Genomic DNA, 25,437 nt, shown 5'->3' with positions numbered 1-25,437 from the left:
TCTTCGCCATTGTTTTGTTAAAAAACCGTATATTAGCCGCCGATAACCATGAACGCGATAACTACGCCGATGATCGGAACCGCTTCTACTAACGCTACCCCGATGAACATAGTTGTTTGAAGCATACCACGAGCTTCTGGTTGACGAGCGATACCCTCAACTGTTTTAGATACGATAAGACCGTTACCAATACCTGCACCTAGTGCCGCTAAACCAATTGCAATTGCTGCTGCTAAAAGACCCATTATAAAGTTCCTCCTTAAATTGTATAAACATGATTTTGTTGTTTTTTGTTCATTAAATGAACAGGTATATATTAATGGTCATGACTCACTTTGTGTGCCAAGTAAACCATTGTTAACATGGTGAAGATAAACGCCTGTATCGCGCCGACAAAGATTGAGAACCCTTGCCAAGCAAGCATTGGAATAACCGCAGCGAGATGGCCGCCGACTCCAGTTGCTAGACTTCCTGCTAGTAACGTTAGAAGGATTTCTCCTGCATATATGTTACCGTAGAGACGAAGCCCGAGTGTTAAGGTGTTTGCAAACTCTTCAATAAGTTTCAGCGGGAACAAGAACCACATTGGTCGAACGAAATCGCGACCGTATTCTTTTACTCCCTTCAGCTTTACACCATAATAGTGAGAAAGCCCGACGACCATCGTTGCTAATGTCAGCGTGATCACTGGATCAGCTGTTGGTGATTTCCACCACAATGTCCCGTCATAAGTAATTCCGAATGGAAGTCCAAGCATATTACATACGAATATATACATAATCAATGTAATACCCAGAATGTGGAATCTCCCACCATCTTTCCAATCCATTGTACTATTAATGATTCCTTTGACGAAATCCATTACCCATTCGAAGAAGTTTTGTATCCCCGTTGGTTTCATAGCCAATGAGCGAGTGGAAAGCACTGCGATGATAAAGACAATCACACTAGCAATTGTTATCATCAAGACATTTGATAAGTTAAAGGTTAGGCCCATAAATTCTCTTAAAGGAGCTTCATGATGCACAGTATTCACCTCTCTTCCCCGCTATTTATGTGAATGAAATGCTTGAAGAAAAAAATCTATCATAATAACCACGTATGAGGTCATTAATCCAATAATTACGCTATAAAGATGGAGCTTGTCAGGATATTCAAGAGCAATCATCACGGCTAAAACAGCCGTCGCCATTCTTGAAAACATGCCGAGGGAACGGACCTTTTCACCTTTTGCTATCGCATCGCCGAATTTAATAGTCCTTCTGGCCAATAACCACAAATTAAAAAGGCTTAAGCTCGTACCTAAAATAAGCCCTAAAAAAATAGTTTGATATGAGGTAAATCCCCACCCTAGCACGTATAAAGCTAGTAAGAAGAATATGTACTTTCGTTGCCGGATGTAGATCGATTGTATTTCGGGCATCACTTATTATCTCCTGAAAAGAAATGTTGAATTAGTCTGATCATGGCATATACGCCAGCGGCTAATCCGAGGAGTAGTCCGATGATTAAAAAGAGCGGCTCGGTGTCCAGTGAACGGTCAAGCCATCTTCCAGCAAAAATGCCGATTAATACGGAGCCTACCAACTGCGAAAGAATCCCCGACATTAATGCCATTGCTTGATATGGACGACGGTTTTTTTGATTCATTTCAGGCACGTCCTTTTAAAGAGACTGGTAGATAGAAGTTTGTTTTTTACAATGGACTTGCTTGCTTAGGAAAGCATCATTTATACAGTACCCATGTTGAAAACCCTATCATTAATACCCTTTGTAAGCATACAATAGGCACTTGTCAATGTCAATTAGTTTGGAGTGAAAAAGTTCACAATTCAAACAATAGAAATTCTTGTTCACATTATGTTCAAAAAGTTTTTTATTTTCCTATTGCAAATGGAGCAAGCGTTGTTCTCGCTTCTGTTTTCCTTACCGCTCTTTCACTTTCGAGACAGCAATCCCTGTTTCGACCATATCTTCTTTCCCAGCTTTTTTCGCAAAAACCTTTGCTAAGTATAATCCATTTTCTGGTAGTTGATCAGGCAGGATGTCCATCTTCAGCATTCCTCTCCCTACATTCCGTTTCCAATCTAAGAATTTAACGAACCGATACGTGTCTGGATCGAAGAGAGCAATACCAAATTCATCTGCTCCACCCGGCAAATACACCTCGTAATGATACACACCCTGTTTATCTCCCGGACCAAATTCAAACCCCATAATACGTGGGTAGTTTGGTTCTTCCAAAACATAAAGGTATGGAACACTCACCTTTTGAGAGCCAGCCATAATGGTTAAATGACCTTCATGTATCTTCTTCGTAAGTTCTTTGGGATCCACACTCATCGTAACGTTCACCGTCTTTTCTTTTCCCGCATCTACCGAAAAAGATTGCGGCAGTTCAAACTGTATGCCATCCCTTTGATGAGGAACCTCAAATCGATAGGACATCCGGTGATTACTTACATTTTTAAAAGTAAGCTGCTGTGTATGTTCATGCTGCCTTTCTACTAACTTAAATTTCCCAAATTGCAAGGAAGCTGGTTTGACAAGCGTACCGGTTTGGATCGCTTCAGGAATTCTTATTCTTCCAGCACCTTGCTCGTACGTTTTATAAGGAACATCTTTTCCATCCACAATAGGAATGGCCGTATTCATGAGAGCAGCCTTGATATCTTCCGGTCCCCAATCTGGATGTGCTTGTTTGATAAGCGCTGCTGCTCCAGCCACATGTGGAGCCGCCATACTAGTTCCTTGAAGGGCTAGGTAGCCCCCAGGTATCGTGCTTGTTATGGCTACTCCTGGTGCTACCACATCCGGCTTAATCTCCCAAGTGGAAGTAACAGGTCCTCTCGAACTAAAACTAGCAAGCAAATCCTTTTCTTCTATTATATTTGTTTTTGCAAGCACTTTTTGGCTAGCCATTGATTTTACGATGTTTAACCCGAGCTCTCTAGACATGGTAGCAACCGGAATATCAATCGGACGATCGAGATTTCCAGCAAACTCACCATTCATATTATTAAAAATAATCACAGCGACGGCACCAGCCTCCTGTGCATACCATGCTTTTTCCGAAAAGGTTAGTTCGCCTCTTTGAATAAGAGCAATTTTTCCAGACACATCTGCAAGATCTTCTTTCTTCCCAAGCTTCCCATATACCACTTCATACGACCGATCAAGCTTCCAATCCATAGAGCCCTGCATCGGTTCAAGCCTTAACGTTTCTTTTGTTCCATCGATCGTGAGATATGGAACTTTTAAAAGGGGTGTGGAGGCACCAACCGAAATGGCCTTTGCAGCCGTACCAGGGGAACCAACCGTCCACATATTCGGGCCCGAGTTTCCAGACGAGGTCACAGCGACAATACCGTTCTCTACCGCTTTATTTAGAGCAAGTGATATTGGTAAATCAGGTCCATTCACATTGTTTCCTAGTGATAAATTCAATACATCGACCTTATCCTTGATGGCTTTTTCAATTGCAGCAAGCACTTGCTCTGTTGTTCCCGAGCCACCTGGACCCAGTGCACGATAGGCAATAATCTTCGCATCCGGAGCCACTCCTTGGATCTTTCCGTTTGCTGCAATAATGCCGGCCACATGTGTCCCATGTAAGGTGCTTTGGCCATACATTCCCTTCGTTTCCATCGGATCATCATCTATATCAACCAGATCATAGCCTCTTTTATAGCTTCGTCTTAAGTCAGGATGATTGTAATCAATGCCTGTATCAATGACCCCAACGGTGATTCCTTTTCCGGTAAGTCTTTGATTTTTCGGATCAAAATAGCCCCTGATCGATTCTGCACCGATGATCTCCGTATTCGTTTCCGATTGTACGCTGTAGGTTGTCACCGGGGAAACTGACTCGACTTTGGACGTTTGTGCGAGCTTATCAAGAGATCCCTTCGTCCCTTTAACCGAAAAACCATTCAGAGCTTCAGTGAAAATATGGCGGAGCTCAAGGTCAGGGTATGGTGTGATGAGCTCTTTAATTTGGTGTACATTAGTTTTTTCCGGCAATGTCACGATTGCCACTTTTTCAGTTGTTGGGTCTTCCTCAGGAATAGGAGGATGAATGAGTGTTTTTGCTGATGTTGGTGGAGTGCAAACAAATGAGAATACTACGGCTGTTAAAAGAGTGAAGATTTTCAGTTTCACTTTGTGTTAGCACCTCCGAAGTTTTTTACTATGTTTTGCCATAGGGTGGTGAGTTATGCGTATGTGGGAGTGATCGATAGTGCCTTTTTTTATTGCCAGAGAATTGAAGGTTGAGTTATATTCGGACTTCAACATAGTTCCAGTCCTTTTTTCGTCCGAATCACACCTTTATTCAGACTGCACCCCTGGTCCCAGCGCTCTTTCCTGTCCGAATGATACCTCTATTCAGACTCATCGCCTGGACCCCGTACTCTTTTTGTCCGAATCACACCCCTATTCAGACTCAAACCTTGTGCTAGCGGGATTAGTTGTCCAAGTACCCTTCAGCACACTTCAACTTCTCTATGTAAAAAAGCTAACCGCTCCAGCGGTTAGCCCATTCTTACTTCGTTCCAAACAAACGGTCACCAGCGTCACCTAATCCAGGGACGATGTAGCCGTGGTCGTTTAATTTTTCGTCTAGTGCTGCGATGTAGATGTCTACATCCGGGTGTGCTTCTTTAAGAGCGTCCACACCTTCTGGTGCTGCGATTAGGCACATGAATTTAATATGCTTCGCGCCGCGCTTTTTCAATGAGTGGAGCGCTTCGATCGCTGAACCACCTGTTGCTAGCATTGGATCCACTACGATGAAGTCACGCTCTTCTACGTCGCTCGGTAACTTAACGTAGTACTCAACTGGCATCAATGTTTCTGGGTCACGATAAAGACCGATATGACCAACCTTTGCTGCTGGGATAAGTTTTAAGATACCATCTACCATTCCGATTCCCGCACGTAAAATAGGAACAATCCCTATTTTTTTCCCTGATAACACATTTGATTTCATTGTGCTTACTGGTGTTTGGATTTCGATTTCTTCTAACGGCATGTCACGAGTAATTTCGAACGCCATTAATGTTGCTACTTCGTCTACTAGCTCACGGAAGTCCTTTGTTCCTGTATTTTTTTCGCGGATGTATGTAAGCTTATGCTGAATGAGGGGATGATCAAACACATATACCTTTGCCATCTAGCATCTCTCCTTTTCTAACTCGATTCATAAACACTTCGTCTAATTTTACAGAAAAAACTTCCCGCGGGCAACCTCGAACAGAAATTGGATATAACAATTCTGAGACAAAGTAAAAAGCCAGCCCTTTAAAAAACAAGAGGCTGGCTAGCAAAAAATTATATTTGTCTTTCTGGGTATAAAGTGAAACGGCTCGTTAATGCAGATACGCGGTCTCTTGCTTCTGCTAGCTTCGCTTCATCTTCATGGTTTTTCAACGTGAAGCTAATAATGCCTGCGATTTCTTCCATTTCAGCCGCACCAAATCCACGAGAAGTAACAGCTGCTGTTCCGATACGGATTCCGCTTGTTACGAATGGGCTTGCTGTGTCAAATGGAATCGTGTTTTTGTTAACCGTGATTCCTACTTCATCAAGTACATGCTCAGCTACTTTACCAGTTAAGCCTAAAGAACGTACATCAATTAATAGAAGGTGGTTGTCTGTTCCACCAGATACTAGGTTGATCCCTTCTTTTTGAAGACTTTCTGCTAATGTCTTTGCGTTAGAAATGATGTTTCCAGCATACTCTTTAAAGCTATCTTGTAACACTTCTCCGAAAGCAACTGCTTTTGCAGCGATTACGTGCATTAATGGACCACCTTGAATTCCAGGGAAGATCGACTTGTCGATTTTCTTACCCCATTCTTCGCTAGTAAGGATCATACCACCACGAGGGCCACGTAATGTTTTATGTGTAGTTGTAGTTACGAAATCAGCGTATGGTACTGGATTTTGGTGTAAACCAGCTGCTACTAAACCAGCGATATGAGCCATATCGACCATTAAGTAAGCGCCCACTTCATCAGCGATTTCTCTAAACTTTTTAAAATCGATGGCACGAGGGTATGCACTAGCACCAGCAACGATCATTTTCGGCTTATGCTCTAATGCTTTTTCGCGAACGACGTCATAGTTAATCGTTTGTGTTTGCTCGTCCACTCCGTATTCTACGAAGTTATATTGAACACCACTGAAGTTAACCGGACTTCCGTGTGTTAAGTGACCACCATGTGATAAGTTCATCCCAAGTACCGTGTCACCTTGCTCAAGAGCAGTAAAGTAAACTGCCATATTGGCTTGAGCACCTGAGTGAGGTTGTACGTTTACATGCTCAGCACCGAAGATTGCTTTTGCGCGGTCACGAGCGATGTCTTCTACCACATCAACATGCTCACAGCCACCGTAGTAACGCTTGCCTGGATAGCCTTCTGCATACTTGTTTGTTAAAACAGATCCTTGTGCTTCCATTACCGCTTCACTTACAAAGTTTTCTGATGCAATTAGTTCAATCTTCGTTCTTTGACGCCCTAATTCGTCTTGAATAGCTTGTAAAACTTGCGTATCTTGCTGTGCTAAATGCTTCATCGTAATCCCCCTTGTATGTTAAAAAACTAATTTATATAGCAGTTTCGAAAATTCCTACTTTATCTTAACACAACCTCCATATGACAGGCACGAAAAAAATATTTTTGTAAGCGTTATTTTCGCCTTTTTCCAACATTTTTCGCTATTCGAAAGAAAAAAGCTTCTGCAAAATCTGCAAAAGCTTTATGAACAAGACTCATTCCCCTTCGAATGTTCGTATATTGCTCGAGCTCCTCCAATTAACTTTGGTCGTGTACGAGCCATCGTCACATGTGCACTGCCAAGCTCAGAAATCGATGCTCGAACCGGAACTGCTACATGCTTTATATGCATCCCAATAAAAGTATCTCCAATATCAATCCCCGCATCCGCTTGAATAAACTCAACGACTACCGGTTCAGAAAAATGATTATAAGCATAAGTAGCCATTGCTCCCCCAGCTTGTCTGACTGGAACAACGGACACTTCCTCCCAACCCTTTTGATCAGCAGTCGCTCGTTCAACAACAAGGGCACGATTTAAATGCTCGCAGCACTGAAAAGCAAGAGCTACTCCTGTTTGTTGACTGAAGTCACGAAGATTTGAAAAAATCAGCTCAGCTACTTCATTTGTTCCCGCTGTACCAATTTTCTTCCCAATCACCTCACTCGTACTACAGCCAATCACAAGTACATGCTTATCCGTTAACAATACTTGGTCCGAAAAATCTGCTAAAATCGTTTGCAGCTGGTTTTTCCAAATGGACAAATCGCTTGTCATTTGTACCCCTCCATCGACTTACTTGCTTTTCTCGTAATCGCTTATTTTCCCAATTCTATTTGCATGTCTTCCGCCTTCAAATTCTGTTTCAAGCCACACCATAGCAATCTCACGTGCCAGTCCAGGTCCGATAACTCTTTCTCCCATAGCTAGCATATTGCTGTCGTTATGCTGACGTGTTGCCTTCGCACTAAATACGTCGTGAACAAGGGCACAGCGAATGCCGTTTACTTTATTGGCAGCAATACTCATACCAATTCCTGTCCCACAAATCAAGATTCCACGATCGTATTCCCCGTTTGCTACCTTTTGCGCAACCGGCAAAGCAAAATCAGGATAATCGACTGATGTATCACATTCACAGCCAAAATCATCATACTGAATGCCAATTTCATCCATAAGACTTTTAATTTCTTCTCGAATATTTACGCCACCGTGATCAGATGCAATTGCTACCTTCATCGTTACGCCTCCCATTTGTAAAAACTACCTTTATTTTGACATAACCTTATATAAAGATAAAGGTTGTGCTTCTAAAAAAATAAGACCCTGCATCCGTTTGCAGAGTCCATATCTCTTACATCTTAAATCTAGTGATCGTTCCTTTAAGTTTAACCGCCTGGTCGTTCAACTCGTGTGCAAGGCGCTCAACGTTTTCGATGACCTCTGTTTGCTGACCGATCGCCGCGGCTACCTCTGTTGCTCCTGCTGATGTTTCTTCTGCTATCGCAGCCACTTCCTGTGATTGCGTGGCCGTACGCTGAATTCCTTCCATTTGCTGGTCAACAAGAGTTGAAATTTTTTCTACTGCTGACGCCATTTGAACGACTGTCCTTGTCATTTCTCCAATTGCTTGGTTAGTCGCATTGCCTTTTTCAGCTTGTCCAAGTGTTGTTTCTACTTGGTTTGTTATTTGAGATACCACACTTCGTACTTCACCCTGTATATTTTGAATCAGCTCAGAAATTCCTTGAACCGCTTTTGCACTTTCATCCGCTAGCTTACGAACTTCATCCGCTACAACAGCAAAGCCTTTTCCATGCTCACCCGCCCGAGCTGCTTCAATCGATGCGTTAAGCGCTAAAAGGTTAGTCTGGGCTGCGATATCCCCAACCAATTGGATAATGTGTTCCACTTGCGACGCATTCTCCTCTAGTTTTTTTACTGATACTAGTGACTGTTTATTATCTTCAGCTAGCGATTGAATACCTGATACTAGTGAGAATATCACCTTTTTAGACTGGTCAAGCTCCTCAACCATTTCATCGGAAATTTCTTTCGACTGCTTTGCCGTTAATTGAACTTCTTCCGCCAGGTGAGTCACTTCATCAATCGAACTGGCTGAGTTTTGAGTCGCAGCCGCTGAGTTTTCCGCTCCAAGTGAGATTTCATTGACCGTTCGATCGATCATTTCTGCCCTTTCTGCCGCCAAGGCACTTTCTTTTGAAATGGCAATTACTTTTTCATTCGTTTGCTTGAAGTTCTCATCAATGGTTTGGACCATATCACGTAAATTAAACAGCATATGATTAAATGCGACTCCTAGCGAGCGAATTTCGTCATCCGATTGGGATAACTCCACATCCTCACAAATGTCCCCGTGCGCTGCTTTTAGTGTGACTCGCTCTAGCTTTTGAAGAGGCTTAATGATAAAACCAGCCGCTAAAAACGCTAAAATCCCGGACCATAGGATCCCCAATAAATAAGTGATGATGGAAAAGCCTGCTTTATTCATTCCAATAACGTCCTGAATGATCGGAAATAATACATCAATAAATAACGCACTCGTTGTATACGTAATCACTGCTAAAATAGTTGTAAATAAAACTAGCTTTTTCCTAAGACCAAACTTGAATGCCTTTTTCTCCCCCATAAAGCCTTCCCCCTGGTTGTGTTACGATAATTTGTGTAAGCTTTTTTCAATTAATTGCTTCAGCTCTTCGAATGTTTGTTGATAAACAGACAGAGAACCACCGTAAGGATCACTCACATCCCCAAATTCACCAGCAAACTCTTTTAATGTAAAGGTTTTCACTTGTGCTGACGGGAACGTGGCAACAATATTCGCTTTATGACCCGCTGTCATCGTTAAGATATACGTGGCCCACTCTACCTGCTGTTCCGTTAATAAAGAGGATTGATGGTCATGCACAATCTGTTGAGTGTCTAGTACTTTTTTTGCATGTGAAGATGCCTCGTTTCCATTCATCGCAAATACTCCGGAAGAACGAACTTCTACTCCGGGTATATTTTTACTTTTTAAAATAGCCTCCGCCATTGGACTTCTGCACGTGTTTCCGGTACATACAAACAGAACATTAATCATAATTCTCTCCTCCATTTTTATTATATGACATATTTCCTTATTACTAAAGTCCGACTTCTAACGCAAAAAGGCATTTTCATATAGAAAACACCTTTTTACTATGGTTTATTGTATTAGAATGGTAGCAATAATTTAATCCCAAAGGCAAGCAAAATCGTGCCTCCTAATGCTTCACTATATGTTCCAAGCCACCCTTGAACTTTACGCCCTACAAGAAGACCTAACCAAGTTAAAATAGTGGCACCAATTCCGAAGCAAGTCAGAACTAGAAATGTTTTGGCACCATATATCCCTAGTGTCAACCCGACCGAAAAGCTATCAAGACTTACACTTAGTGCAAATACGAGTAACCCAAAACCTACCGGAGTGATAAAGGAACTGTCGTCTTCCCTAAAGCACGACCAAAGCATTTGCAATCCTAATACAATTAACAGGCCTCCACCACAATAAGCAGCAAATGCGCCAAACTGCTCGGACAAAAATCTTCCTGCAATCATCCCTAATAACGGCATCCAAATATGAAATAACCCGATGGTGATTCCAATTTTTAAAATTTGCCGAAGGCCGAGCCTGAACATTCCCATTCCCAAGCCCACGGAAAATGCATCCATTCCTAGTGCAAATGCCATTATTATTAGTGTGACCAATTCTCCAACCATTGATGACATACTTTCGCCCCCTTGGACTTGCTAATTCAGCATATGCACGTCCAAAAGGGTTTAGAATGAGAAAATCATTCAAAAATGCTTATTCAATAATCTGGTTTCCTGCTGCCTTCATCAGTCGGTTCATAATCGCTTCTCCCACTCCTGTTGAAGGGAACATTTCACTAAAAATAATGTCTACCTCTCTTTGGTCGAACGAGCGTAACACATCGTATAAAGAGCTTGCCACAGTGGCCAAATTTTCTCTTGTTCCACAGAAAATCACTTCATCTGCTTGGTAAAACCCTTCATTCTCTGTTGTCGTTAACACGCCAACCTTTCGACCTTCACTTCTTTCTTTTTCAATCAGTTTCTGAAGCTTGTCTCTGTCTCCTTTTACTAAAAAAAGAGGTGATTTAGGTGCATAATGACGATACTTCATGCCAGGTGATTTCGGGGCTTCGTTCTGATCCTTTAGAGCTGGGTCCACCAGAACCTCACCTACCACTTGCTCAAGCTCGTCCCTTGTCACTCCACCCGGCCGTAAAATAATCGGAATTTCTTCTGTGCAATCAATGACGGTTGATTCCACTCCCACTCCTGTTGCTCCACCATCCACAATGCCAGCGATTTTTCCATTCAAATCCTCTAGCACATGAGATGCTTTCGTCGGACTCGGTTTGCCTGAACTGTTCGCGCTTGGCGCTGCAATCGGAACTCCCGCTTCTTTTATCACTGCTAAAGCAACGGGATGACCCGGCATCCTTACTGCCACTGTGGATAAACCCGCTGTTGCTAGCTGAGACAATTCAGAGGTCTTTTTTTCAAAGATGATCGTAAGCGGGCCCGGCCAAAACTCATTCATTAGCTTGTTAGCCTTTTCCGGAATGTGGGTAACAAATTCATTTAGTTGTTCCCTGTCGGCAATGTGAATAATTAGTGGATTATCGCTCGGGCGACCCTTTGCTTCATATATTTTTTGAATGGCTTTATCCGAATGTGCATTTCCTCCGAGTCCATATACCGTCTCAGTAGGAAATGCAACCACTTCATTTTCTCTTAAAATTGATGCAGCCTGTGCAATTTGTGGATAGTTTTTTGGATTATCCACATTTTTATCCACTGACCATAGCTTTGTTTGTATGTTTTCCACCTTGAGTATTTCTCCCTATTTTTCTTGTAATACGTAAGAAAGTATAAAAGAAGATGGTGTATAACTCAAGTTTTATCCACAAATTGTGTATAACATTTGCTATTTTGTGGGTAACTTTGTGGATTAATCCAGTTTCAACTCCATGAACAAAGAGTTATCCACAGTTAGGATATGTTGAACATGAGCGGACTCAAATATTTTTACGTGTAACGCATTCTTTTCCACCGGTTGAAAACCCATCATCTCGAAAAATTGGACAGATCCCTTTTTGTTTGTGGCTAAATATAATGATTGCATCTGCTTTTCCTTCGCTAGTAAGAGCATTTGTTCAAAAATTAACAACAATTCCTTTTCACTCGCGCGGGAGGTAATGGCTAATGATCGCAACAATCCGACGGGACCATGTGGTTCGATTCCAAGTGTTGCTTGAATATTTCCAGCTTCGTCTTCTAATAGAAGAAAATAATCCACAGCTTCCTCTACTCCATCTGTTCCTAGGTTTGCCTTTTCTAAAAAGTTTACTAGTTTTCTTACATCCTCTACTTGTGCACAACGAACCATCGTTTCCACCCAAATCACCTCTATTTTTTTGTTGTTACTCTATGAATATGAAAAGGTAGGGAAAGTAGAACTAGATTTGGGGATAATTTTTTGAGGCGGGAAAATAAACGCAAATATATCATTGGAATGGCAAGTAAATTTTTGAAATCGCAAGTAAATTTTTAGAATCGCAAATATATTTTTGAAATCGCAAGTAAAATCCTAGAATCGCAAATATATTTTTGAAATCGCAAATAAAATCTTCTAAATAGCAAGTAAAATCCCGAAATTCTCAAAGAACGCTGCCATTTCCATTTAAAAAAAGCACAACCACAACGGTTGCGCCCCATTTTCTTATGAAAAGATCTTATCCCAAAGCTCTACCAGGAAAAACTTCACTTCAACTTCTTGCTCATCCTTCTTTTCCTCTACGAACACTGGCTCTTTTGCTTCTTGAGTTTCGACTTTTTCATCTTCTACTTTTGCTTCTTTCTCTTCTTGCTCGTCCACGCCTTCTTTTACGGCTACGGAATTAGAGAAGTCTAGGAAGCATAAAGGCGGGAACAACACACACCACCAGTTCGCTCCTTCTCCTGCTCCTAACGTAATCAGCACCGCTTCGTACTCACCTGCTGGATACAAGAACTCACCATATAACTTCGTTGGAAACTCTACTTTTCCGAAATCTGTTTTTACACTTTGGTTCGATCCATTCTTCTCTAATACTTCTTCTGCAATCGCCTTGATTTCCGGTAAGCGTGATTGAATTAAATCGCGTGCTGCTTCAACGGAGGTTAATTCTGCTACCCATTCGGTGATCGCTGCGTTTACTTCATCTCGAACTTCACGCTTAAGTTCTTGGTCTACTTCTAAATCACTGTTTGCTAGAATTCGTAAGCGAATGGCCTCATTTGGGATGACAATCGCTTCGTCGGCAGTGACTTCGTTTTTTGGTATGTATAAACTTAATAAAGTTCCTATGGATAATATGATTATATATAATTTCGCAAGTGTTTTTGTTTTCATTTACTAGCACCATCCCTTCACTATCAACAGTGTGGACAAGAGATGTTCATCTTAAACTAGTAAATTGAAAAAAAATTAGTAGAACAATTGGGTCGTTGATTTCCGCTCCAGACGCTTGTTTTCCGGGGGGCGTTCGCCGAGCCTCCTCATCGCTTTGCTCTTGCGGGGGTCTCGCCTGTAACAATCTAATCCCCCAGGAGTCAAGCGCCTTCCGCTCCAATCAACAGAGTGTTTTTAATAGAGTTCTTTTTTTCAAATAAAAAAACTCAACAGAAGTCATCCAACATCTGTTGAGTCATCATCTTAATCAAAACCCTATTTCCGCAAAAACCATCCGGTCCTTACCATTGATATCATATACAACCTCAACCAATGCACTTGGAAATGTTTGTTGGAGCATTCCGCTAACTGCTTCTGACTGTCCGGCACCTATTTCAAAGCCAACTAACGCTTTATTTTTTACTACTTGAGGGAGTTCATTCATGAAGCGGCGATACAAGTCCAAGCCGTCTTCTCCCGCAAATAAGGCTCGGTGTGGTTCGTGCTTCGTCACGACGACCGACATCTCCTTCTCATCTCCGGTCGGAATATAAGGGGGATTAGAGAGTACCACGTCAAATTTCGCTCCACACTCTATAAATGGCAAGAGCAGGTCTCCTTGTAAAAAATCAACCTTGGCTCCAAGCTCCATCGCATTTTTCCGAGCAACCACTAACGAAGTCTCAGCAATATCGGTCGCTGTCACCTGTAAAGCGGGACGCTCCAGCTTCATCGTAATCGCGATCGCTCCACTCCCGGTTCCGATATCAACCAGCTGAACCTGCTCCTCACCGAATAACCTCTTTATACGGTCTAATGCGCTATACACCAGTTCTTCGGTTTCTGGTCTTGGAATCAACACCTCTTGATTAACAGAAAAACGACGACCGTAAAATTCTTCATAACCGATCATGTATTGAACAGGAGTTCCTTCGCCATGCTTTTTGACTGATTCAACAAACTGCTCCCATATTTGTTCTTCGACCACATCATGCAAACTCGCCAAAAGGCTTGACCGAGACATATTCATATAATGCCGAAGCAATAATTCCCCTGCATTTTCGTCGCGGCCTTGCTCCTTTAAAAAAGAAGAAGCCCAAGCGAGGGCTTCGTACACTTTTTTACTCATTTGATGCTTCTTCTAGCTTTCTTGATTGCTCTTCCATAATTAACGCTTCAAGCACTTCATCAAGCTTTCCTTGTAAAATTTGGTCAAGCTTTTGAATCGTTAACCCGATGCGGTGGTCAGTCACACGGTTTTGCGGGAAGTTATACGTACGGATACGCTCAGAACGATCACCTGTTCCAACTGCCGATTTACGAACTTGGTCGTACTCTGCTTGTGCTTCACGTTGGAATTTATCGTACACGCGGGCACGAAGTACCTTCATCGCTTTTTCCTTGTTTTTAATCTGTGACTTCTCGTCCTGACACGAAACGACAACACCTGTTGGAATATGCGTTAAACGAACGGCTGACATCGTTGTATTAACGGACTGTCCACCAGCTCCACTTGATGCAAAGGTATCTGTACGAATATCTTTGTCATGAATTTCTACTTCTAGTTCTTCTGCTTCCGGTAAAACCGCAACCGTTGCTGTTGATGTATGAATACGTCCGCCTGATTCAGTTTCCGGAACACGCTGTACGCGGTGAGCTCCGTTTTCGAACTTTAGCTTCGAGTATGCACTCGTACCATTAATCATAAAAATAATTTCTTTGTAGCCACCAACGCCCGTTGTGTTGGCATCCATCACTTCTGTTTTCCAACCTTGCGATTCTGCATATCTAGAGTACATGCGATACAGATCACCCGCGAATAACGCTGCTTCATCTCCACCAGCTGCTCCACGGATTTCCATGATAACGTTCTTGTCATCATTCGGGTCCTTCGGAATCAACAGGATACGTAGACGAGCTTGAAGCTCTTCCATACGGTCTTCTAATTCACTTAGCTCTTCCTTTACCATTTCACGCATATCTGCATCCAGCTTTTCTTCAAGCATCGCTTTTGCATCTTGAAGCTGCTCTTTTACCTCTTTATACTCACGATACACTTCGACAGTTGCAGATAAATCTGACTGCTCCTTCGAGTACTCACGTAATTTTTTCGAATCATTTACGATCTCTGGGTCACTTAAAAGCTCGTTCAGCCTTTCATAGCGATCCTCTACTGATTGAAGACGATCAAACAAAGTCCTTCACCTCTTATATTAGTCACGCGTGGTTACACGCTAGTTATTCCGAATCTAAAAGCAAATCTATAAGTGCTTAACATTTCTATTATAGTATAGGTGAAACACCTCGTCAAAACCATCCTCCCCATAGAAAAATAACATGCCCTTTGGGACATGTTATGAGCGGTCTTCTTTGACCTGTACTTCAATATCATAACGTGGGACAGCCTTGACGAGCTTCTTGTGTAATCGCGCTTCTGCATCCACTCGTTCCTGACGTGACATCTGTCCTTTTTTATAGGCGGTAACCCACAGACGATTTCCATTCACCCAAATCGATCCTGCTTCGAACTCATCGGTCGCATTCACCGTTTCTCTCGCTTTATCAATATACCCATCGTAATCAACCCGACCACCATCAGTATTCAAAAAGTTTGGATTTTGATCACCTCGTTGCCACCCTCTTGACTGAGTATTGTCTTGCCCAGTATCTTTATTAGCAACAAATGACCTTCCCGCACGATCCTCCTGTTGATCAGCCAAGCCCTTCGGATTATTGTTACAAGCCGCCAAAAATAAAACTGCCAAAAGTATAAAAAGCCATCTTTTCACTGCCAACACCTCCTATGGATAGTGTTGCAATCGCCTTTCGAAATTACTCTCGCTAATTATTTCCGGTTTCTCTTTTAACCAAAAATCCACCCTACACATAGGGTGGATACCATTTTATAATTTTGACTGTGTAAAGTCCGCTCGTTCGATTATGTTTGGTGATCTTGGTACTTCATGGTGGTGGCGACAGCGCGGTTCGTATGCTTCTGATGCACCTACCAGGATAATGGGATCATCGTAAGAGGCTGGCTCTCCGTTAATAAGACGTTGCGTTCGACTAGCTGGTGATCCGCAAACCGCACATACCGCTTGCAGCTTTGTTACTAGCTCTGCGATAGCCATTAATGCTGGCATGACGGTAAATGGTTCGCCACGGAAGTCTTGGTCCAAGCCTGCAGCCACAACGCGATGACCACTATCAGCTAAGTGCTGAATCACTTTTACGACTTCGTCATCGAAAAATTGCACTTCATCAATGGCGATCAAATCGATTTCAGGATCAATATGCTGAAAAATCTCTGTTGAATGCGCGATTGGACGCGCAATAAACGATGTACCATTGTGAGAGACAACAGCTTCATCACTGTATCTATTATCAATTTTCGGCTTAAAGACGGCAATGTTTTGTTTGGCAAACTGGGCTCTTCTTACGCGGCGGATCAGTTCTTCTGACTTCCCAGAGAACATGCTGCCACAAATCACTTCTACCCAACCATGGTGCTTCATTACATACATAAACGGCCTCTCCTTCCGCTTCGCTCTCTATTTTAAAGTAGACAGTTTTTACGTAAATTATCCTTTCACTGTCTAACTATGTACGTTCATTTTCATAAAAATTTTAGCTCAATCAAGCATTTTTCATCTCTAAAAGCAATGAAGTTTAGAAAAGAGCCTCATAAAAAAACAGGCAAGGTCTGAAATCTTCTTGCCTGTTTCTTTTTTCTTATTAGTTTGAAGCTTTAATTCCGTATTTCTTGTTGAAACGGTCAACACGTCCGCCTGCTTCAGCAAACTTTTGACGTCCTGTGTAGAATGGATGACATTCTGAGCAAGTTTCGATACGAAGTTCTTTCTTTACTGAACCAGTTTCGAATGTGTTGCCACATGCACAAGATACCGTTACTTTTTTATAGTTAGGATGAATTCCTTCTCTCATTACCTTTCATCTCCTTTTGCCCTGAGTCGTTCGAAACAGAGTTATTCATACACACAAGGTGTAATGGAAAAACACACTGATGTTATTATAACAAGCAGGTATAGGTTTTGCAACATGGGATTTATTTCCCTATGAATTCCTTTTTGCTTTTATTTCTTCGTCAAGCTTAGCAAAGAACTCTTCATTTGACTTTGTTTGCTTCAGCTTACGTAAAAATTTATCGACAAAGTCAGGCGTATCGGACATCGATTTACGGATAGCCCATAGCTTATCCAAATGATCTTTCGGAATAAGCAGCTCTTCCTTACGAGTTCCCGAACGACGGATGTCGATCGCAGGGAAAATGCGGCGTTCAGCTAGGCCGCGATCGAGGTGAAGCTCCATATTACCGGTTCCTTTAAATTCTTCATAAATCACATCATCCATACGAGATCCTGTATCCACAAGCGCTGTGGCAAGGATGGTTAAGCTACCACCTTCCTCGATGTTACGTGCAGCACCGAAGAATCGTTTCGGACGGTGAAAGGCTGCAGGGTCAATCCCCCCTGATAACGTACGACCACTTGGAGGAATAACCAGATTGTACGCACGAGCAAGACGAGTAATACTGTCCATAAGGATGATTACATCGCGCTTATGCTCCACTAGACGCATCGCACGCTCTAGCACTAGCTCAGCCACTTTAATATGATTTTCAGGTACTTCGTCAAACGTTGAGCTCACCACATCTCCAGCAACCGAACGCTCGATGTCTGTTACCTCTTCCGGACGCTCATCGATTAACAGAACAATCAGTTCTGCTTCTGGATGATTCGTCGTAATGCTATTGGCAATTTGCTTTAATAACATCGTTTTCCCCGCTTTTGGTGGAGCAACAATCAATCCACGCTGACCAAAACCGACAGGAGATATAAGATCCATAATTCTCGTACTCACATGCTTTGGTGACGTTTCAAGCTTCATTTGACGATCAGGATATAAAGGTGTCAACGCAGGGAAATGAACACGTTCCTTTGCTGATTCTGGGTCATCACCGTTAACGGCACCAACCTGTAAAAGTCCAAAATAACGCTCGTTTTCCTTTGGTGGACGAACTTTACCAGATACTTTATCACCATTTCTGAGATCAAAACGTCTAATTTGTGAGGCTGAAATATAAATATCCTCTGAGCTTGGGGAGTAGTTGATAGGTCGTAGGAAACCGAAGCCTTCAGACTGGATGATTTCAAGAACACCTTCCATAAAGAAAAAGCCCTCTGATTCCGCACGTGCTTTTAAAATCGCAAAAATAAGTTCTTTTTTTGTTAGCTTGCTATAATAAGACACTTTAAAGGTCTTGGCTAGCTCATAAAGCTCTTTTAGCTTCATATTTTCCAGGCTTGAAATTGTTAATTCCATTAGTACACCACTCTTTTACAAAATAAGTTGTTCCACCACAGGCTTTATGAATTTGTTCAATAAAAATGGATGGAAAGAATTGAATGTTTGAGGCTTTCTAGAAGTATAAGAAGAGATAGAGAAAGTTATATTCTATAAAGACAAGGCTTTTTTAGTGTAAGCCTTTTTTTTAAAAAACAATTTCTATTTTACCCTTTTTATTAATTATTAATCAACATTATTTTTATAGGGAAGTTAGTAAGGAGGATAATAATAAAAAAAGGCAGACGAAAGCAGGTCTGCCTTCTTTCTATTTTTCTTTATCTATTTTTAGGTTTTAAACGTTCTTGAGCTGTTCAAGCTCTTCTTTTGTCATCGCTTCACGCCAGATGGTTGCACCAAGTCCATTTAATTTTTCGACAAGATGGCTGTATCCACGGTCAATATGCTCAAGGCCCGTTACTTCTGTAACTCCTTCTGCCATCAATCCTGCGATCACTAATGCAGCTCCCGCTCGTAAATCACTAGCCTTCACTTTGGCACCCTGCAGTTTGACAGGACCATGAATAATCGCTGAGCGACCTTCCACTTTAATGTTGGCATTCATTCTTCTTAATTCATCGATATGCTTAAAGCGAGCTCCATAAATCGTATCCGTCACCATGCTTGTCCCAACAGCACTAGTTAACAACGAGGTTAGCGGCTGCTGTAAATCCGTTGGGAAACCTGGATAAACTAATGTTTTAATATCGACCGCTTTAAAAGACTCGGCTTTTCCTACAAATACTTGGTCATCACTTGTTTCGATCGGAACACCCATTTCACGAAGCTTCGCAATTAACGACTCTAAGTGTTGAGGAATAATATTATCTATTAACAGCCCGTCTCCTACTGCTGCACCAAGAATTAAATACGTACCAGCCTCAATCCGGTCAGGAATAATCGTATGCTGACAGCCATGAAGCTCGTCCACTCCGTCAATACGAATAACATCGGTTCCTGCTCCTTTAATCTTCGCACCCATATTCGTAAGCAACGTAGCCACGTCAATGATTTCCGGCTCTTTTGCCGCATTCTCAATGATCGTACGCCCTTTCGCACGAACTGCCGCAAGCATAATATTGATGGTTGCACCGACGCTCACCACGTCCAAATAAATTCTTGCCCCACGAAGCTCGTCCGCACGCAGATAGATCGCGCCTTGTTCATTGGTCACGGTCGCCCCTAGTGCTTCAAAACCTTTAATATGTTGGTCAATCGGTCTTGGTCCTAAATGACAGCCACCAGGCAAGCCAATCACTGCCTTTTTAAAACGGCCAAGCATCGCACCCATTAAATAATAGCTTGCACGAAGTTTTTTCACCTTTCCGTTTGGCAAAGGCATAGAGATCATTTCAGAAGGGTCCACCCACATTTCATTGTTTGTAAAAGTGACCTTCCCTCCGATTTCCTCTAGCAATCCTTGTAAAATCTGAACATCGGAAATATCAGGTAATCCTTCAATCGTTACTGGTGAATCGGCTAAAATGGTCGCTGGAATGAGTGCGACTGCACTGTTTTTGGCACCACTTATACGAACGGTTCCCTTTAAAGGGTCTCCACCGGCAATCATCAGCTTATCCATCGTTGACTCCCTTCTAAGCCATATCATTCACACAGAATACGTGTTATATCTTGTACTGATTTGGCTCATCTTTTTTATTTTTCCATATATGCTTTTTCGACAATCTATACGAGGTATATTTTACCACTAAAAAAATAAAAAAAACGACATATACCTTTAATTTATAGTTTACACGAAATTTTAAACTTCATGTATGGAATTATAAAAAAGTTATAAATAGGAAAAATGTCCCACTTATTAGTTTTCTCTATTTTTCCAATCTGCTAAAAAGGCTTCGATGCCTTTATCAGTTAGAGGATGATTGAATAATTGCATAATTACTTTGTATGGTATCGTAGCAATATGCGCCCCGCGTAGAGCTGCATCTGTCACGTGCTGCGGATGACGGATTGAAGCAGCAATAATTTCTGTTTCTAAACCATGAACCGCAAAAATATCTGCAATGGTTGAGATTAAATCAAGTCCATTGAAACCGATATCATCTAATCGACCAACAAAAGGAGATACATATGTAGCGCCAGCTCTTGCTGCTAGCAACGCTTGGTTTGCACTAAAAATTAATGTTACGTTTGTCTTGATGCCTTCTTTAGAAAAAGTCGATACCGCCTTTAAACCTTCTGGTGTCATTGGCACTTTAATTGTAATATTTGGAGCAATGGCAGCTAGCTCGCGACCTTCGCGAATCATACCATCTGCATCTAGCGCGATCACTTCTGCACTAACTGAACCTGGAACTAATGCCGTGATCTCACGAAGACGGTCTTCAAATGAAACATTTTTTTCTTTTGCTACTAATGATGGATTTGTTGTAACCCCTGCAACAACTCCTAAAGAATACGCTTCTCTAATCTCTTCCATATTCGCTGTATCAATAAAAAATTTCACCTGTTCCACTCTCCCTTTTACAAAAATCGACTTTTTTTTTAAAATGACATCAATACAATTGAAACCGCCCTTTTCAAGAAAAGGCGGTTTCAACTTATGAAGCAAATAAATTCGATTACGCTCTACCTGAAGATCCGAATTCGCGCATTTTACCGATAACTGTTTCTTTAATCGCATCGCGAGCTGGTCCTAAGTATTTACGTGGATCGTATTCATCTGGTTTCGCTGCTAACACTTCACGAACCGTTCTTGCAGAAGCAATTTGGTTCTCAGTATTTACATTAATTTTTGCTGTTCCAAAAGAGATTGACTTTTGGATGTCAGCTGTTGGGATTCCTGTTCCACCGTGAAGAACTAATGGTACACCAGTAGCTGCACCGATTTCTTCCATTTCTTTGAAGCCTAGGTTAGGTTCACCTTTGTAAGGACCGTGAACTGAACCAAGTGCTGGAGCCAAGCAATCGATACCAGTACGAGATACTAGTTCTTTACATTCTTGAACGTCAGCATAGATAACACCTTCAGCAACAACATCATCCTCTTGTCCGCCAACTGTTCCAAGCTCAGCTTCAACAGACACACCTTTTGAATGAGCATACTCAACTACTTTAGTTGTAGTTTCGATATTCTCTTCGAAAGGATGGTGAGATGCATCGATCATAACTGATGTAAAACCAGCATCGATTGCTTCCTTACACTTATCAAAGCTTGAACCGTGGTCTAAGTGGATAGCCACAGGTACAGTGATTTTGTAATCTTCTAAAAGACCTTCTACCATTTTTACAACTGTTTTGAAGCCACCCATGTAACGAGCTGCACCTTCAGAAACCCCAAGGATTACTGGAGATTTTTCTGCTTCAGCCGCTTGTAAAATTGCTTGTGTGAACTCAAGGTTGTTCAAGTTGAATTGTCCTACTGCATACCCTTCAGCTTTTGCTTTCTTGAGCATGTCTGTCATAGATACTAAAGGCATTCTTCTTCCTCCTATTCATGATGACCTTTTTATAGACAGGTTCCCTATTAGAGTTTTCCCTAAACAATTAACGTTATGTAATTTGAGATCCTGACTTTGATTGATCATCCGCTAAATTCATTTGTAATCATACCAAATAAAAAATAGAAATGCTATCAATCTTGGTCACTTTTATAGGATGTCATAAAATAGATGAAATGCAATCGCTACCATTTGTATATTTTGCCAAACTTTGTGGAAATCAACTATTTTTTACTGGTAAATACTTCTTAACCGCCGCACGAATATCATCAATATCAAATGGTTTTGCAAAATGAGTGAGTGCTCCAAGATCCTTTGCTTCCTGAATCATATCTAGCTCCCCATAGGCAGTCATAATGATGACACGAATATCTTTTTCAATTACTTTCATTCTTTTTAAAATTTCAATTCCGTCCATCCCAGGAATTTTCATATCTAATAATACAAGGTCTGGCGGGTTTTTCGTCACGATTTCAAGTGCTTGTACTCCATTTGCCGCTTGAAATGTTTCGTAGCCTTCCTTTTGTAGCACTTCATTTAACAGAATTCTAATACCAAATTGGTCATCTACTATTAATATTTTGCCTTTCATGAAAAGCCACCTTCTTTTTCTAGATTTTTAATTTTTGTATGTAATTAAACGATTAGGACTATCCACCTTCATGTAGTTCGATATACTGCTTAATTTCTCCTGCTAACATTTTACATCAAAATCATATAAATTTTTACAGTTAATGATTTTACCTTCCTTGTCCGTTTCTTTTATAATATATGAAGATTACGATTTGGAGGCCTTTTATGTTAAAAATGTTCACAACCCAATTGACTGGATTATTTAAAAAAATCCAAGATAAAGAAGATCTTGCCATAGAGGATGGCGCAAGACTTCTTGCCCAAGCACTTATTGGAGATGGCCATATATTTATTTTTGCAGAGAATGAACTTTCTGCCGTTCAAGCGGAAGCTATTCATAGCAAGGAGCCCTTACAACGCGCACGTGTACTTGAGGGTTTGGCTGAAATCGATCAGGTGACAGTTGCTGATCGTGTATTAATTATGGCGAGAACCACTCACGATGACCGTGCAGTCGCGATTGGGAAAGCTCTTGAAGAAAAAGGAATTCCATTTGTATCGGTTGCTACTGTAGACGAGGGTGATGGAGATGCGCTAAATGATTTAGCTCACGTTCATATCGACCTTCAATTAAAAAAGGGACTGCTTCCAGATGAGGAAGGAAACCGCTATGGCTACCCCGCATCCATGGCTGCTCTATATGTTTATTATGGATTAAAATTCACGATTGATGAGATTATTGAAGAGTATTGATAGAAAAGCGGAAGCGATGGTCCCTACTTTCTTTTGGGGATCAAGTTAAGCACCCGAGCTGATAAGTAGACGGAGAAATTCCGCTTAATTAGTAATTCTTATTAAAAAAGGCTTAAATAAACGGAGTGATTCCGCCTATTGGCTCAAAAAATCCGAAAATAGGAGATTTTGCTTTGCATAAGCGGAAAACCTCCCCTTATTTCCCCCAAAACGAGGCTCCTTTTTGCATCTAACCGGAAATTCTCCGCTTATTTCATTTTCGCTAGCTACTTGATTAAGGACAAAACATCTTATTTATAAAGGAGTGAGGTTTTATATTCAAAAAAAAATAAACTCGCCAATATGGCGAGTTTATTTTATACCCCAATACGACTGTCAATCTCTTTAACATCCGCTAGAGGCCTTCTATACTAGTTTTTAGACTTCAATGAAGCTTCAACAAAATCTCTGAATAATGGTTGAGGTCTTGTTGGTCTTGAGATAAATTCTGGGTGGAATTGAGATGCAACGAACCATGGGTGGTCAGCAAGCTCAATGATTTCCACTAAGCGTCCATCTGGACTAGTACCAGAGAAGATGAAGCCTGCTTGCTCCATTTCTTGACGGAACTGGTTGTTGAACTCATAACGATGGCGGTGACGCTCGTACACCACTTCATCATTGTAAGCAGCAAATGCTTTTGTATTTTCCTCTAGCTTACATGGGAAGATACCTAGGCGCAGTGTTCCTCCAAGATCTTCGATATCTTTTTGCTCTGGTAAAAGGTCAATGATTGGGTATTTTGTTTCTGGGTTAATTTCCGCAGAGTTCGCATCTGCGTGACCAAGCACGTTACGCGCAAATTCAACAGAAGCCAACTGCATACCCAGACAAATTCCAAGGAAAGGCACTTTGTTTTCACGTGCATATTTAATGGTCGTGATTTTCCCTTCAATTCCACGGTCTCCGAAACCACCAGGAACAAGAATTCCATCCACATCAGAAAGAAGCTCACGTGCATTTTCTTCAGTCACTTCTTCTGCGTTAATCCACTTAATATCAATATCCGAATCAAATGCAAATCCTGCGTGCTTTAATGATTCGACAACAGAGATATACGCATCTTGAAGTTCCACGTATTTACCAACTAATGCAATACGAGTAGTTTTCGAGAGATTGCGAACTTTATCTAGTAGTGCTAACCACTCTGTCATTTCTGGTTCTGGACTTTGAAGCTTTAAGTGGTCACATACGATTTGATCCATTTTTTGCTCTTGAAGGGCGATTGGTACTGCATACAATGTGTCTGCATCTTGGCACTCAATGACTGCCTTCGAATCAATATCACAGAATAAAGCGATTTTATCCTTCATGTCCTGTGATACTGGCATTTCTGTACGCACAACGATAATGTTTGGCTGAATTCCTAAGCTGCGAAGCTCTTTTACACTATGTTGAGTTGGCTTTGTTTTCATTTCGCCAGCTGCTTTAATGTAAGGAATCAGTGTACAGTGGATGTACATGACATTATCACGACCGATATCACTCTTAATTTGGCGAATCGCTTCAAGGAATGGTAATGATTCGATATCCCCAACCGTTCCACCAATTTCCGTGATTACCACATCCGCACCTGTTTCACGACCCGCACGGAATACGCGCTCTTTAATTTCGTTAGTGATATGCGGAATAACCTGTACTGTTCCACCTAAATAATCTCCACGGCGCTCTTTCTTTAGAACCGTTGAGTAAATTTTCCCAGTTGTCACGTTGTTGTACTTCGTTAGGTTAATGTCAATGAAACGCTCGTAGTGACCTAAGTCAAGATCCGTTTCAGCACCATCACCTGTGACGAATACTTCTCCGTGTTGGTACGGACTCATTGTCCCTGGATCCACGTTAATATATGGATCAAATTTTTGGATTGTTACGCTTAAGCCACGATTTTTTAATAATCGTCCTAAAGATGCTGCTGTGATTCCTTTTCCTAATGAAGAAACCACTCCACCTGTTACGAAAATATACTTTGTCATCTGTAATCCCCCTCTTACTTAAGTTTGTGCATATTTTTAAAATATCAATCCATTACATTGGCAAGGGGATCAAACGATTTTTGAAGACCGATTTTCACACCTGAAAAAAGCCTATAAAAAAATAAAAACGCCCCTCCTGCTAGAAATAGCAAGGGGAGCGTGAAATAACGTTTCGATTGTTCCTTTTTAAGGAGCCCAAAAAGTATTC

Annotated in this window: 27 protein-coding genes; 1 reads left to right on the top strand and 26 read right to left on the bottom strand. The window is 41.5% G+C overall.

From position 1 onward, the window contains the following. Positions 1–32 precede the first annotated feature (32 nt). From atpE to ACVBAX_RS08370, 25 genes are all read right to left on the bottom strand, one after another. Complete coding sequence (gene atpE, locus ACVBAX_RS08490; protein WP_066059974.1) at positions 33–245, bottom strand: F0F1 ATP synthase subunit C; 213 nt, start codon at positions 243–245, stop codon at positions 33–35. 71 nt (positions 246–316) lie between these two features. Continuing rightward, on the bottom strand, positions 317–1,027 hold the full coding sequence (atpB, locus tag ACVBAX_RS08485) for a F0F1 ATP synthase subunit A (protein ID WP_119710252.1): 711 nt from the start codon (positions 1,025–1,027) through the stop codon (positions 317–319). Between the two features lie 21 nt (positions 1,028–1,048). After that, positions 1,049–1,423, bottom strand: coding sequence for an ATP synthase subunit I (locus ACVBAX_RS08480; protein WP_066059976.1), 375 nt, complete (start codon positions 1,421–1,423; stop codon positions 1,049–1,051). Continuing rightward, entirely contained in the window at positions 1,423–1,650 is a 228-nt protein-coding gene (locus ACVBAX_RS08475) for an AtpZ/AtpI family protein (protein ID WP_430774492.1), read from the bottom strand. Before ACVBAX_RS08475 ends, ACVBAX_RS08480 begins: the two co-directional genes overlap by 1 nt. A 276-nt stretch (positions 1,651–1,926) precedes the next feature. Continuing rightward, a complete protein-coding gene (locus ACVBAX_RS08470; RefSeq protein ID WP_447116638.1) occupies positions 1,927–4,161 on the bottom strand; it encodes a S8 family serine peptidase in 2,235 nt (744 codons plus the stop codon). A 382-nt stretch (positions 4,162–4,543) separates the two neighbouring features. Further along, entirely contained in the window at positions 4,544–5,173 is a 630-nt protein-coding gene (upp, locus tag ACVBAX_RS08465) for a uracil phosphoribosyltransferase (RefSeq protein ID WP_430774490.1), read from the bottom strand. Positions 5,174–5,331: 158 nt separating this feature from the next. Beyond that, positions 5,332–6,579, bottom strand: coding sequence for a serine hydroxymethyltransferase (glyA, locus tag ACVBAX_RS08460; protein ID WP_447116637.1), 1,248 nt, complete (start codon positions 6,577–6,579; stop codon positions 5,332–5,334). 183 nt (positions 6,580–6,762) lie between these two features. Next, positions 6,763–7,338: a TIGR01440 family protein gene (locus ACVBAX_RS08455; RefSeq protein WP_447116636.1), complete on the bottom strand. Its 576-nt coding sequence runs from the start codon at positions 7,336–7,338 to the stop codon at positions 6,763–6,765. Positions 7,339–7,356: 18 nt separating this feature from the next. Next, positions 7,357–7,800: a ribose 5-phosphate isomerase B gene (gene rpiB, locus ACVBAX_RS08450; protein WP_119710259.1), complete on the bottom strand. Its 444-nt coding sequence runs from the start codon at positions 7,798–7,800 to the stop codon at positions 7,357–7,359. 115 nt (positions 7,801–7,915) lie between these two features. Next, positions 7,916–9,211 (bottom strand): methyl-accepting chemotaxis protein, encoded by a 1,296-nt coding sequence (locus tag ACVBAX_RS08445; RefSeq protein ID WP_447116635.1) that lies wholly within the window; start codon positions 9,209–9,211, stop codon positions 7,916–7,918. A gap of 21 nt (positions 9,212–9,232) precedes the next feature. After that, on the bottom strand, positions 9,233–9,664 hold the full coding sequence (locus ACVBAX_RS08440) for a low molecular weight protein arginine phosphatase (RefSeq protein ID WP_447116634.1): 432 nt from the start codon (positions 9,662–9,664) through the stop codon (positions 9,233–9,235). Between the two features lie 113 nt (positions 9,665–9,777). Continuing rightward, positions 9,778–10,332 (bottom strand): manganese efflux pump MntP, encoded by a 555-nt coding sequence (locus ACVBAX_RS08435; protein WP_447116633.1) that lies wholly within the window; start codon positions 10,330–10,332, stop codon positions 9,778–9,780. A gap of 79 nt (positions 10,333–10,411) precedes the next feature. Further along, positions 10,412–11,452, bottom strand: coding sequence for an L-threonylcarbamoyladenylate synthase (locus tag ACVBAX_RS08430; RefSeq protein ID WP_447116736.1), 1,041 nt, complete (start codon positions 11,450–11,452; stop codon positions 10,412–10,414). 132 nt (positions 11,453–11,584) lie between these two features. Beyond that, positions 11,585–12,022 (bottom strand): GNAT family N-acetyltransferase, encoded by a 438-nt coding sequence (locus ACVBAX_RS08425; protein ID WP_447116735.1) that lies wholly within the window; start codon positions 12,020–12,022, stop codon positions 11,585–11,587. Positions 12,023–12,355: 333 nt separating this feature from the next. Then, positions 12,356–13,027, bottom strand: coding sequence for a stage II sporulation protein R (gene spoIIR / locus ACVBAX_RS08420; protein WP_447116632.1), 672 nt, complete (start codon positions 13,025–13,027; stop codon positions 12,356–12,358). A 307-nt stretch (positions 13,028–13,334) separates the two neighbouring features. After that, entirely contained in the window at positions 13,335–14,195 is an 861-nt protein-coding gene (gene prmC / locus ACVBAX_RS08415) for a peptide chain release factor N(5)-glutamine methyltransferase (protein ID WP_447116631.1), read from the bottom strand. Further along, positions 14,188–15,261 (bottom strand): peptide chain release factor 1, encoded by a 1,074-nt coding sequence (prfA, locus tag ACVBAX_RS08410; RefSeq protein WP_447116630.1) that lies wholly within the window; start codon positions 15,259–15,261, stop codon positions 14,188–14,190. Before prfA ends, prmC begins: the two co-directional genes overlap by 8 nt. Before the next feature lie 159 nt (positions 15,262–15,420). Continuing rightward, positions 15,421–15,855, bottom strand: coding sequence for a fimbrillin family protein (locus ACVBAX_RS08405; RefSeq protein ID WP_447116629.1), 435 nt, complete (start codon positions 15,853–15,855; stop codon positions 15,421–15,423). 114 nt (positions 15,856–15,969) lie between these two features. After that, positions 15,970–16,590, bottom strand: coding sequence for a thymidine kinase (locus tag ACVBAX_RS08400; RefSeq protein ID WP_447116628.1), 621 nt, complete (start codon positions 16,588–16,590; stop codon positions 15,970–15,972). A gap of 211 nt (positions 16,591–16,801) precedes the next feature. Further along, positions 16,802–17,011, bottom strand: a complete 210-nt coding sequence (gene rpmE, locus ACVBAX_RS08395; RefSeq protein ID WP_430774478.1) for a 50S ribosomal protein L31 — start codon at positions 17,009–17,011, stop codon at positions 16,802–16,804. Between the two features lie 129 nt (positions 17,012–17,140). After that, entirely contained in the window at positions 17,141–18,409 is a 1,269-nt protein-coding gene (gene rho, locus ACVBAX_RS08390; RefSeq protein WP_066056852.1) for a transcription termination factor Rho, read from the bottom strand. A 316-nt stretch (positions 18,410–18,725) separates the two neighbouring features. Further along, positions 18,726–20,012 (bottom strand): UDP-N-acetylglucosamine 1-carboxyvinyltransferase, encoded by a 1,287-nt coding sequence (locus tag ACVBAX_RS08385; RefSeq protein ID WP_447116627.1) that lies wholly within the window; start codon positions 20,010–20,012, stop codon positions 18,726–18,728. A 237-nt stretch (positions 20,013–20,249) separates the two neighbouring features. Beyond that, positions 20,250–20,897 carry a fructose-6-phosphate aldolase gene (gene fsa / locus ACVBAX_RS08380; RefSeq protein WP_447116626.1) on the bottom strand — a complete coding sequence of 216 codons (648 nt, stop codon included), beginning with the start codon at positions 20,895–20,897 and terminating at the stop codon, positions 20,250–20,252. A gap of 115 nt (positions 20,898–21,012) precedes the next feature. Beyond that, entirely contained in the window at positions 21,013–21,870 is an 858-nt protein-coding gene (locus ACVBAX_RS08375; RefSeq protein WP_119710272.1) for a class II fructose-bisphosphate aldolase, read from the bottom strand. A 241-nt stretch (positions 21,871–22,111) separates the two neighbouring features. Next, on the bottom strand, positions 22,112–22,483 hold the full coding sequence (locus ACVBAX_RS08370) for a response regulator (RefSeq protein WP_119710273.1): 372 nt from the start codon (positions 22,481–22,483) through the stop codon (positions 22,112–22,114). Between the two features lie 206 nt (positions 22,484–22,689). On the opposite strand from ACVBAX_RS08370, the gene ACVBAX_RS08365 reads away from it, so the two are divergent. Further along, positions 22,690–23,217, top strand: a complete 528-nt coding sequence (locus tag ACVBAX_RS08365; protein WP_447116625.1) for a DUF2529 domain-containing protein — start codon at positions 22,690–22,692, stop codon at positions 23,215–23,217. Positions 23,218–23,627: 410 nt separating this feature from the next. On the opposite strand, the gene ACVBAX_RS08360 is transcribed toward ACVBAX_RS08365, so the two are convergent. After that, on the bottom strand, positions 23,628–25,229 hold the full coding sequence (locus tag ACVBAX_RS08360; RefSeq protein WP_430774475.1) for a CTP synthase: 1,602 nt from the start codon (positions 25,227–25,229) through the stop codon (positions 23,628–23,630). Positions 25,230–25,437 lie beyond the last annotated feature (208 nt).

Source organism: Robertmurraya sp. GLU-23 (assembly GCF_052983275.1).
Note: the sequence above shows the minus strand (reverse complement) of the source record. Positions and strands in the feature narration are given on the sequence as shown.

Excerpts from the sequence above, each read along its gene's own strand:
- atpE (WP_066059974.1), bottom strand. The coding sequence starts at position 245 with ATGGGTCTTTTAGCAGCAGCAATTGCAATTGGTTTAGCGGCACTAGGT.
- ACVBAX_RS08480 (WP_066059976.1), bottom strand. The coding sequence starts at position 1,423 with ATGCCCGAAATACAATCGATCTACATCCGGCAACGAAAGTACATATTC.
- ACVBAX_RS08475 (WP_430774492.1), bottom strand. The coding sequence starts at position 1,650 with ATGAATCAAAAAAACCGTCGTCCATATCAAGCAATGGCATTAATGTCG.
- upp (WP_430774490.1), bottom strand. The coding sequence starts at position 5,173 with ATGGCAAAGGTATATGTGTTTGATCATCCCCTCATTCAGCATAAGCTT.
- glyA (WP_447116637.1), bottom strand. The coding sequence starts at position 6,579 with ATGAAGCATTTAGCACAGCAAGATACGCAAGTTTTACAAGCTATTCAA.
- ACVBAX_RS08455 (WP_447116636.1), bottom strand. The coding sequence starts at position 7,338 with ATGACAAGCGATTTGTCCATTTGGAAAAACCAGCTGCAAACGATTTTA.
- rpiB (WP_119710259.1), bottom strand. The coding sequence starts at position 7,800 with ATGAAGGTAGCAATTGCATCTGATCACGGTGGCGTAAATATTCGAGAA.
- ACVBAX_RS08445 (WP_447116635.1), bottom strand. The coding sequence starts at position 9,211 with ATGGGGGAGAAAAAGGCATTCAAGTTTGGTCTTAGGAAAAAGCTAGTT.
- ACVBAX_RS08440 (WP_447116634.1), bottom strand. The coding sequence starts at position 9,664 with ATGATTAATGTTCTGTTTGTATGTACCGGAAACACGTGCAGAAGTCCA.
- ACVBAX_RS08435 (WP_447116633.1), bottom strand. The coding sequence starts at position 10,332 with ATGTCATCAATGGTTGGAGAATTGGTCACACTAATAATAATGGCATTT.
- ACVBAX_RS08425 (WP_447116735.1), bottom strand. The coding sequence starts at position 12,022 with ATGGTTCGTTGTGCACAAGTAGAGGATGTAAGAAAACTAGTAAACTTT.
- spoIIR (WP_447116632.1), bottom strand. The coding sequence starts at position 13,027 with ATGAAAACAAAAACACTTGCGAAATTATATATAATCATATTATCCATA.
- prmC (WP_447116631.1), bottom strand. The coding sequence starts at position 14,195 with ATGAGTAAAAAAGTGTACGAAGCCCTCGCTTGGGCTTCTTCTTTTTTA.
- ACVBAX_RS08400 (WP_447116628.1), bottom strand. The coding sequence starts at position 16,590 with ATGTATGTAATGAAGCACCATGGTTGGGTAGAAGTGATTTGTGGCAGC.
- rpmE (WP_430774478.1), bottom strand. The coding sequence starts at position 17,011 with ATGAGAGAAGGAATTCATCCTAACTATAAAAAAGTAACGGTATCTTGT.
- rho (WP_066056852.1), bottom strand. The coding sequence starts at position 18,409 with ATGGAATTAACAATTTCAAGCCTGGAAAATATGAAGCTAAAAGAGCTT.
- ACVBAX_RS08385 (WP_447116627.1), bottom strand. The coding sequence starts at position 20,012 with ATGGATAAGCTGATGATTGCCGGTGGAGACCCTTTAAAGGGAACCGTT.
- ACVBAX_RS08375 (WP_119710272.1), bottom strand. The coding sequence starts at position 21,870 with ATGCCTTTAGTATCTATGACAGACATGCTCAAGAAAGCAAAAGCTGAA.
- ACVBAX_RS08370 (WP_119710273.1), bottom strand. The coding sequence starts at position 22,483 with ATGAAAGGCAAAATATTAATAGTAGATGACCAATTTGGTATTAGAATT.
- ACVBAX_RS08365 (WP_447116625.1), top strand. The coding sequence starts at position 22,690 with ATGTTAAAAATGTTCACAACCCAATTGACTGGATTATTTAAAAAAATC.
- ACVBAX_RS08360 (WP_430774475.1), bottom strand. The coding sequence starts at position 25,229 with ATGACAAAGTATATTTTCGTAACAGGTGGAGTGGTTTCTTCATTAGGA.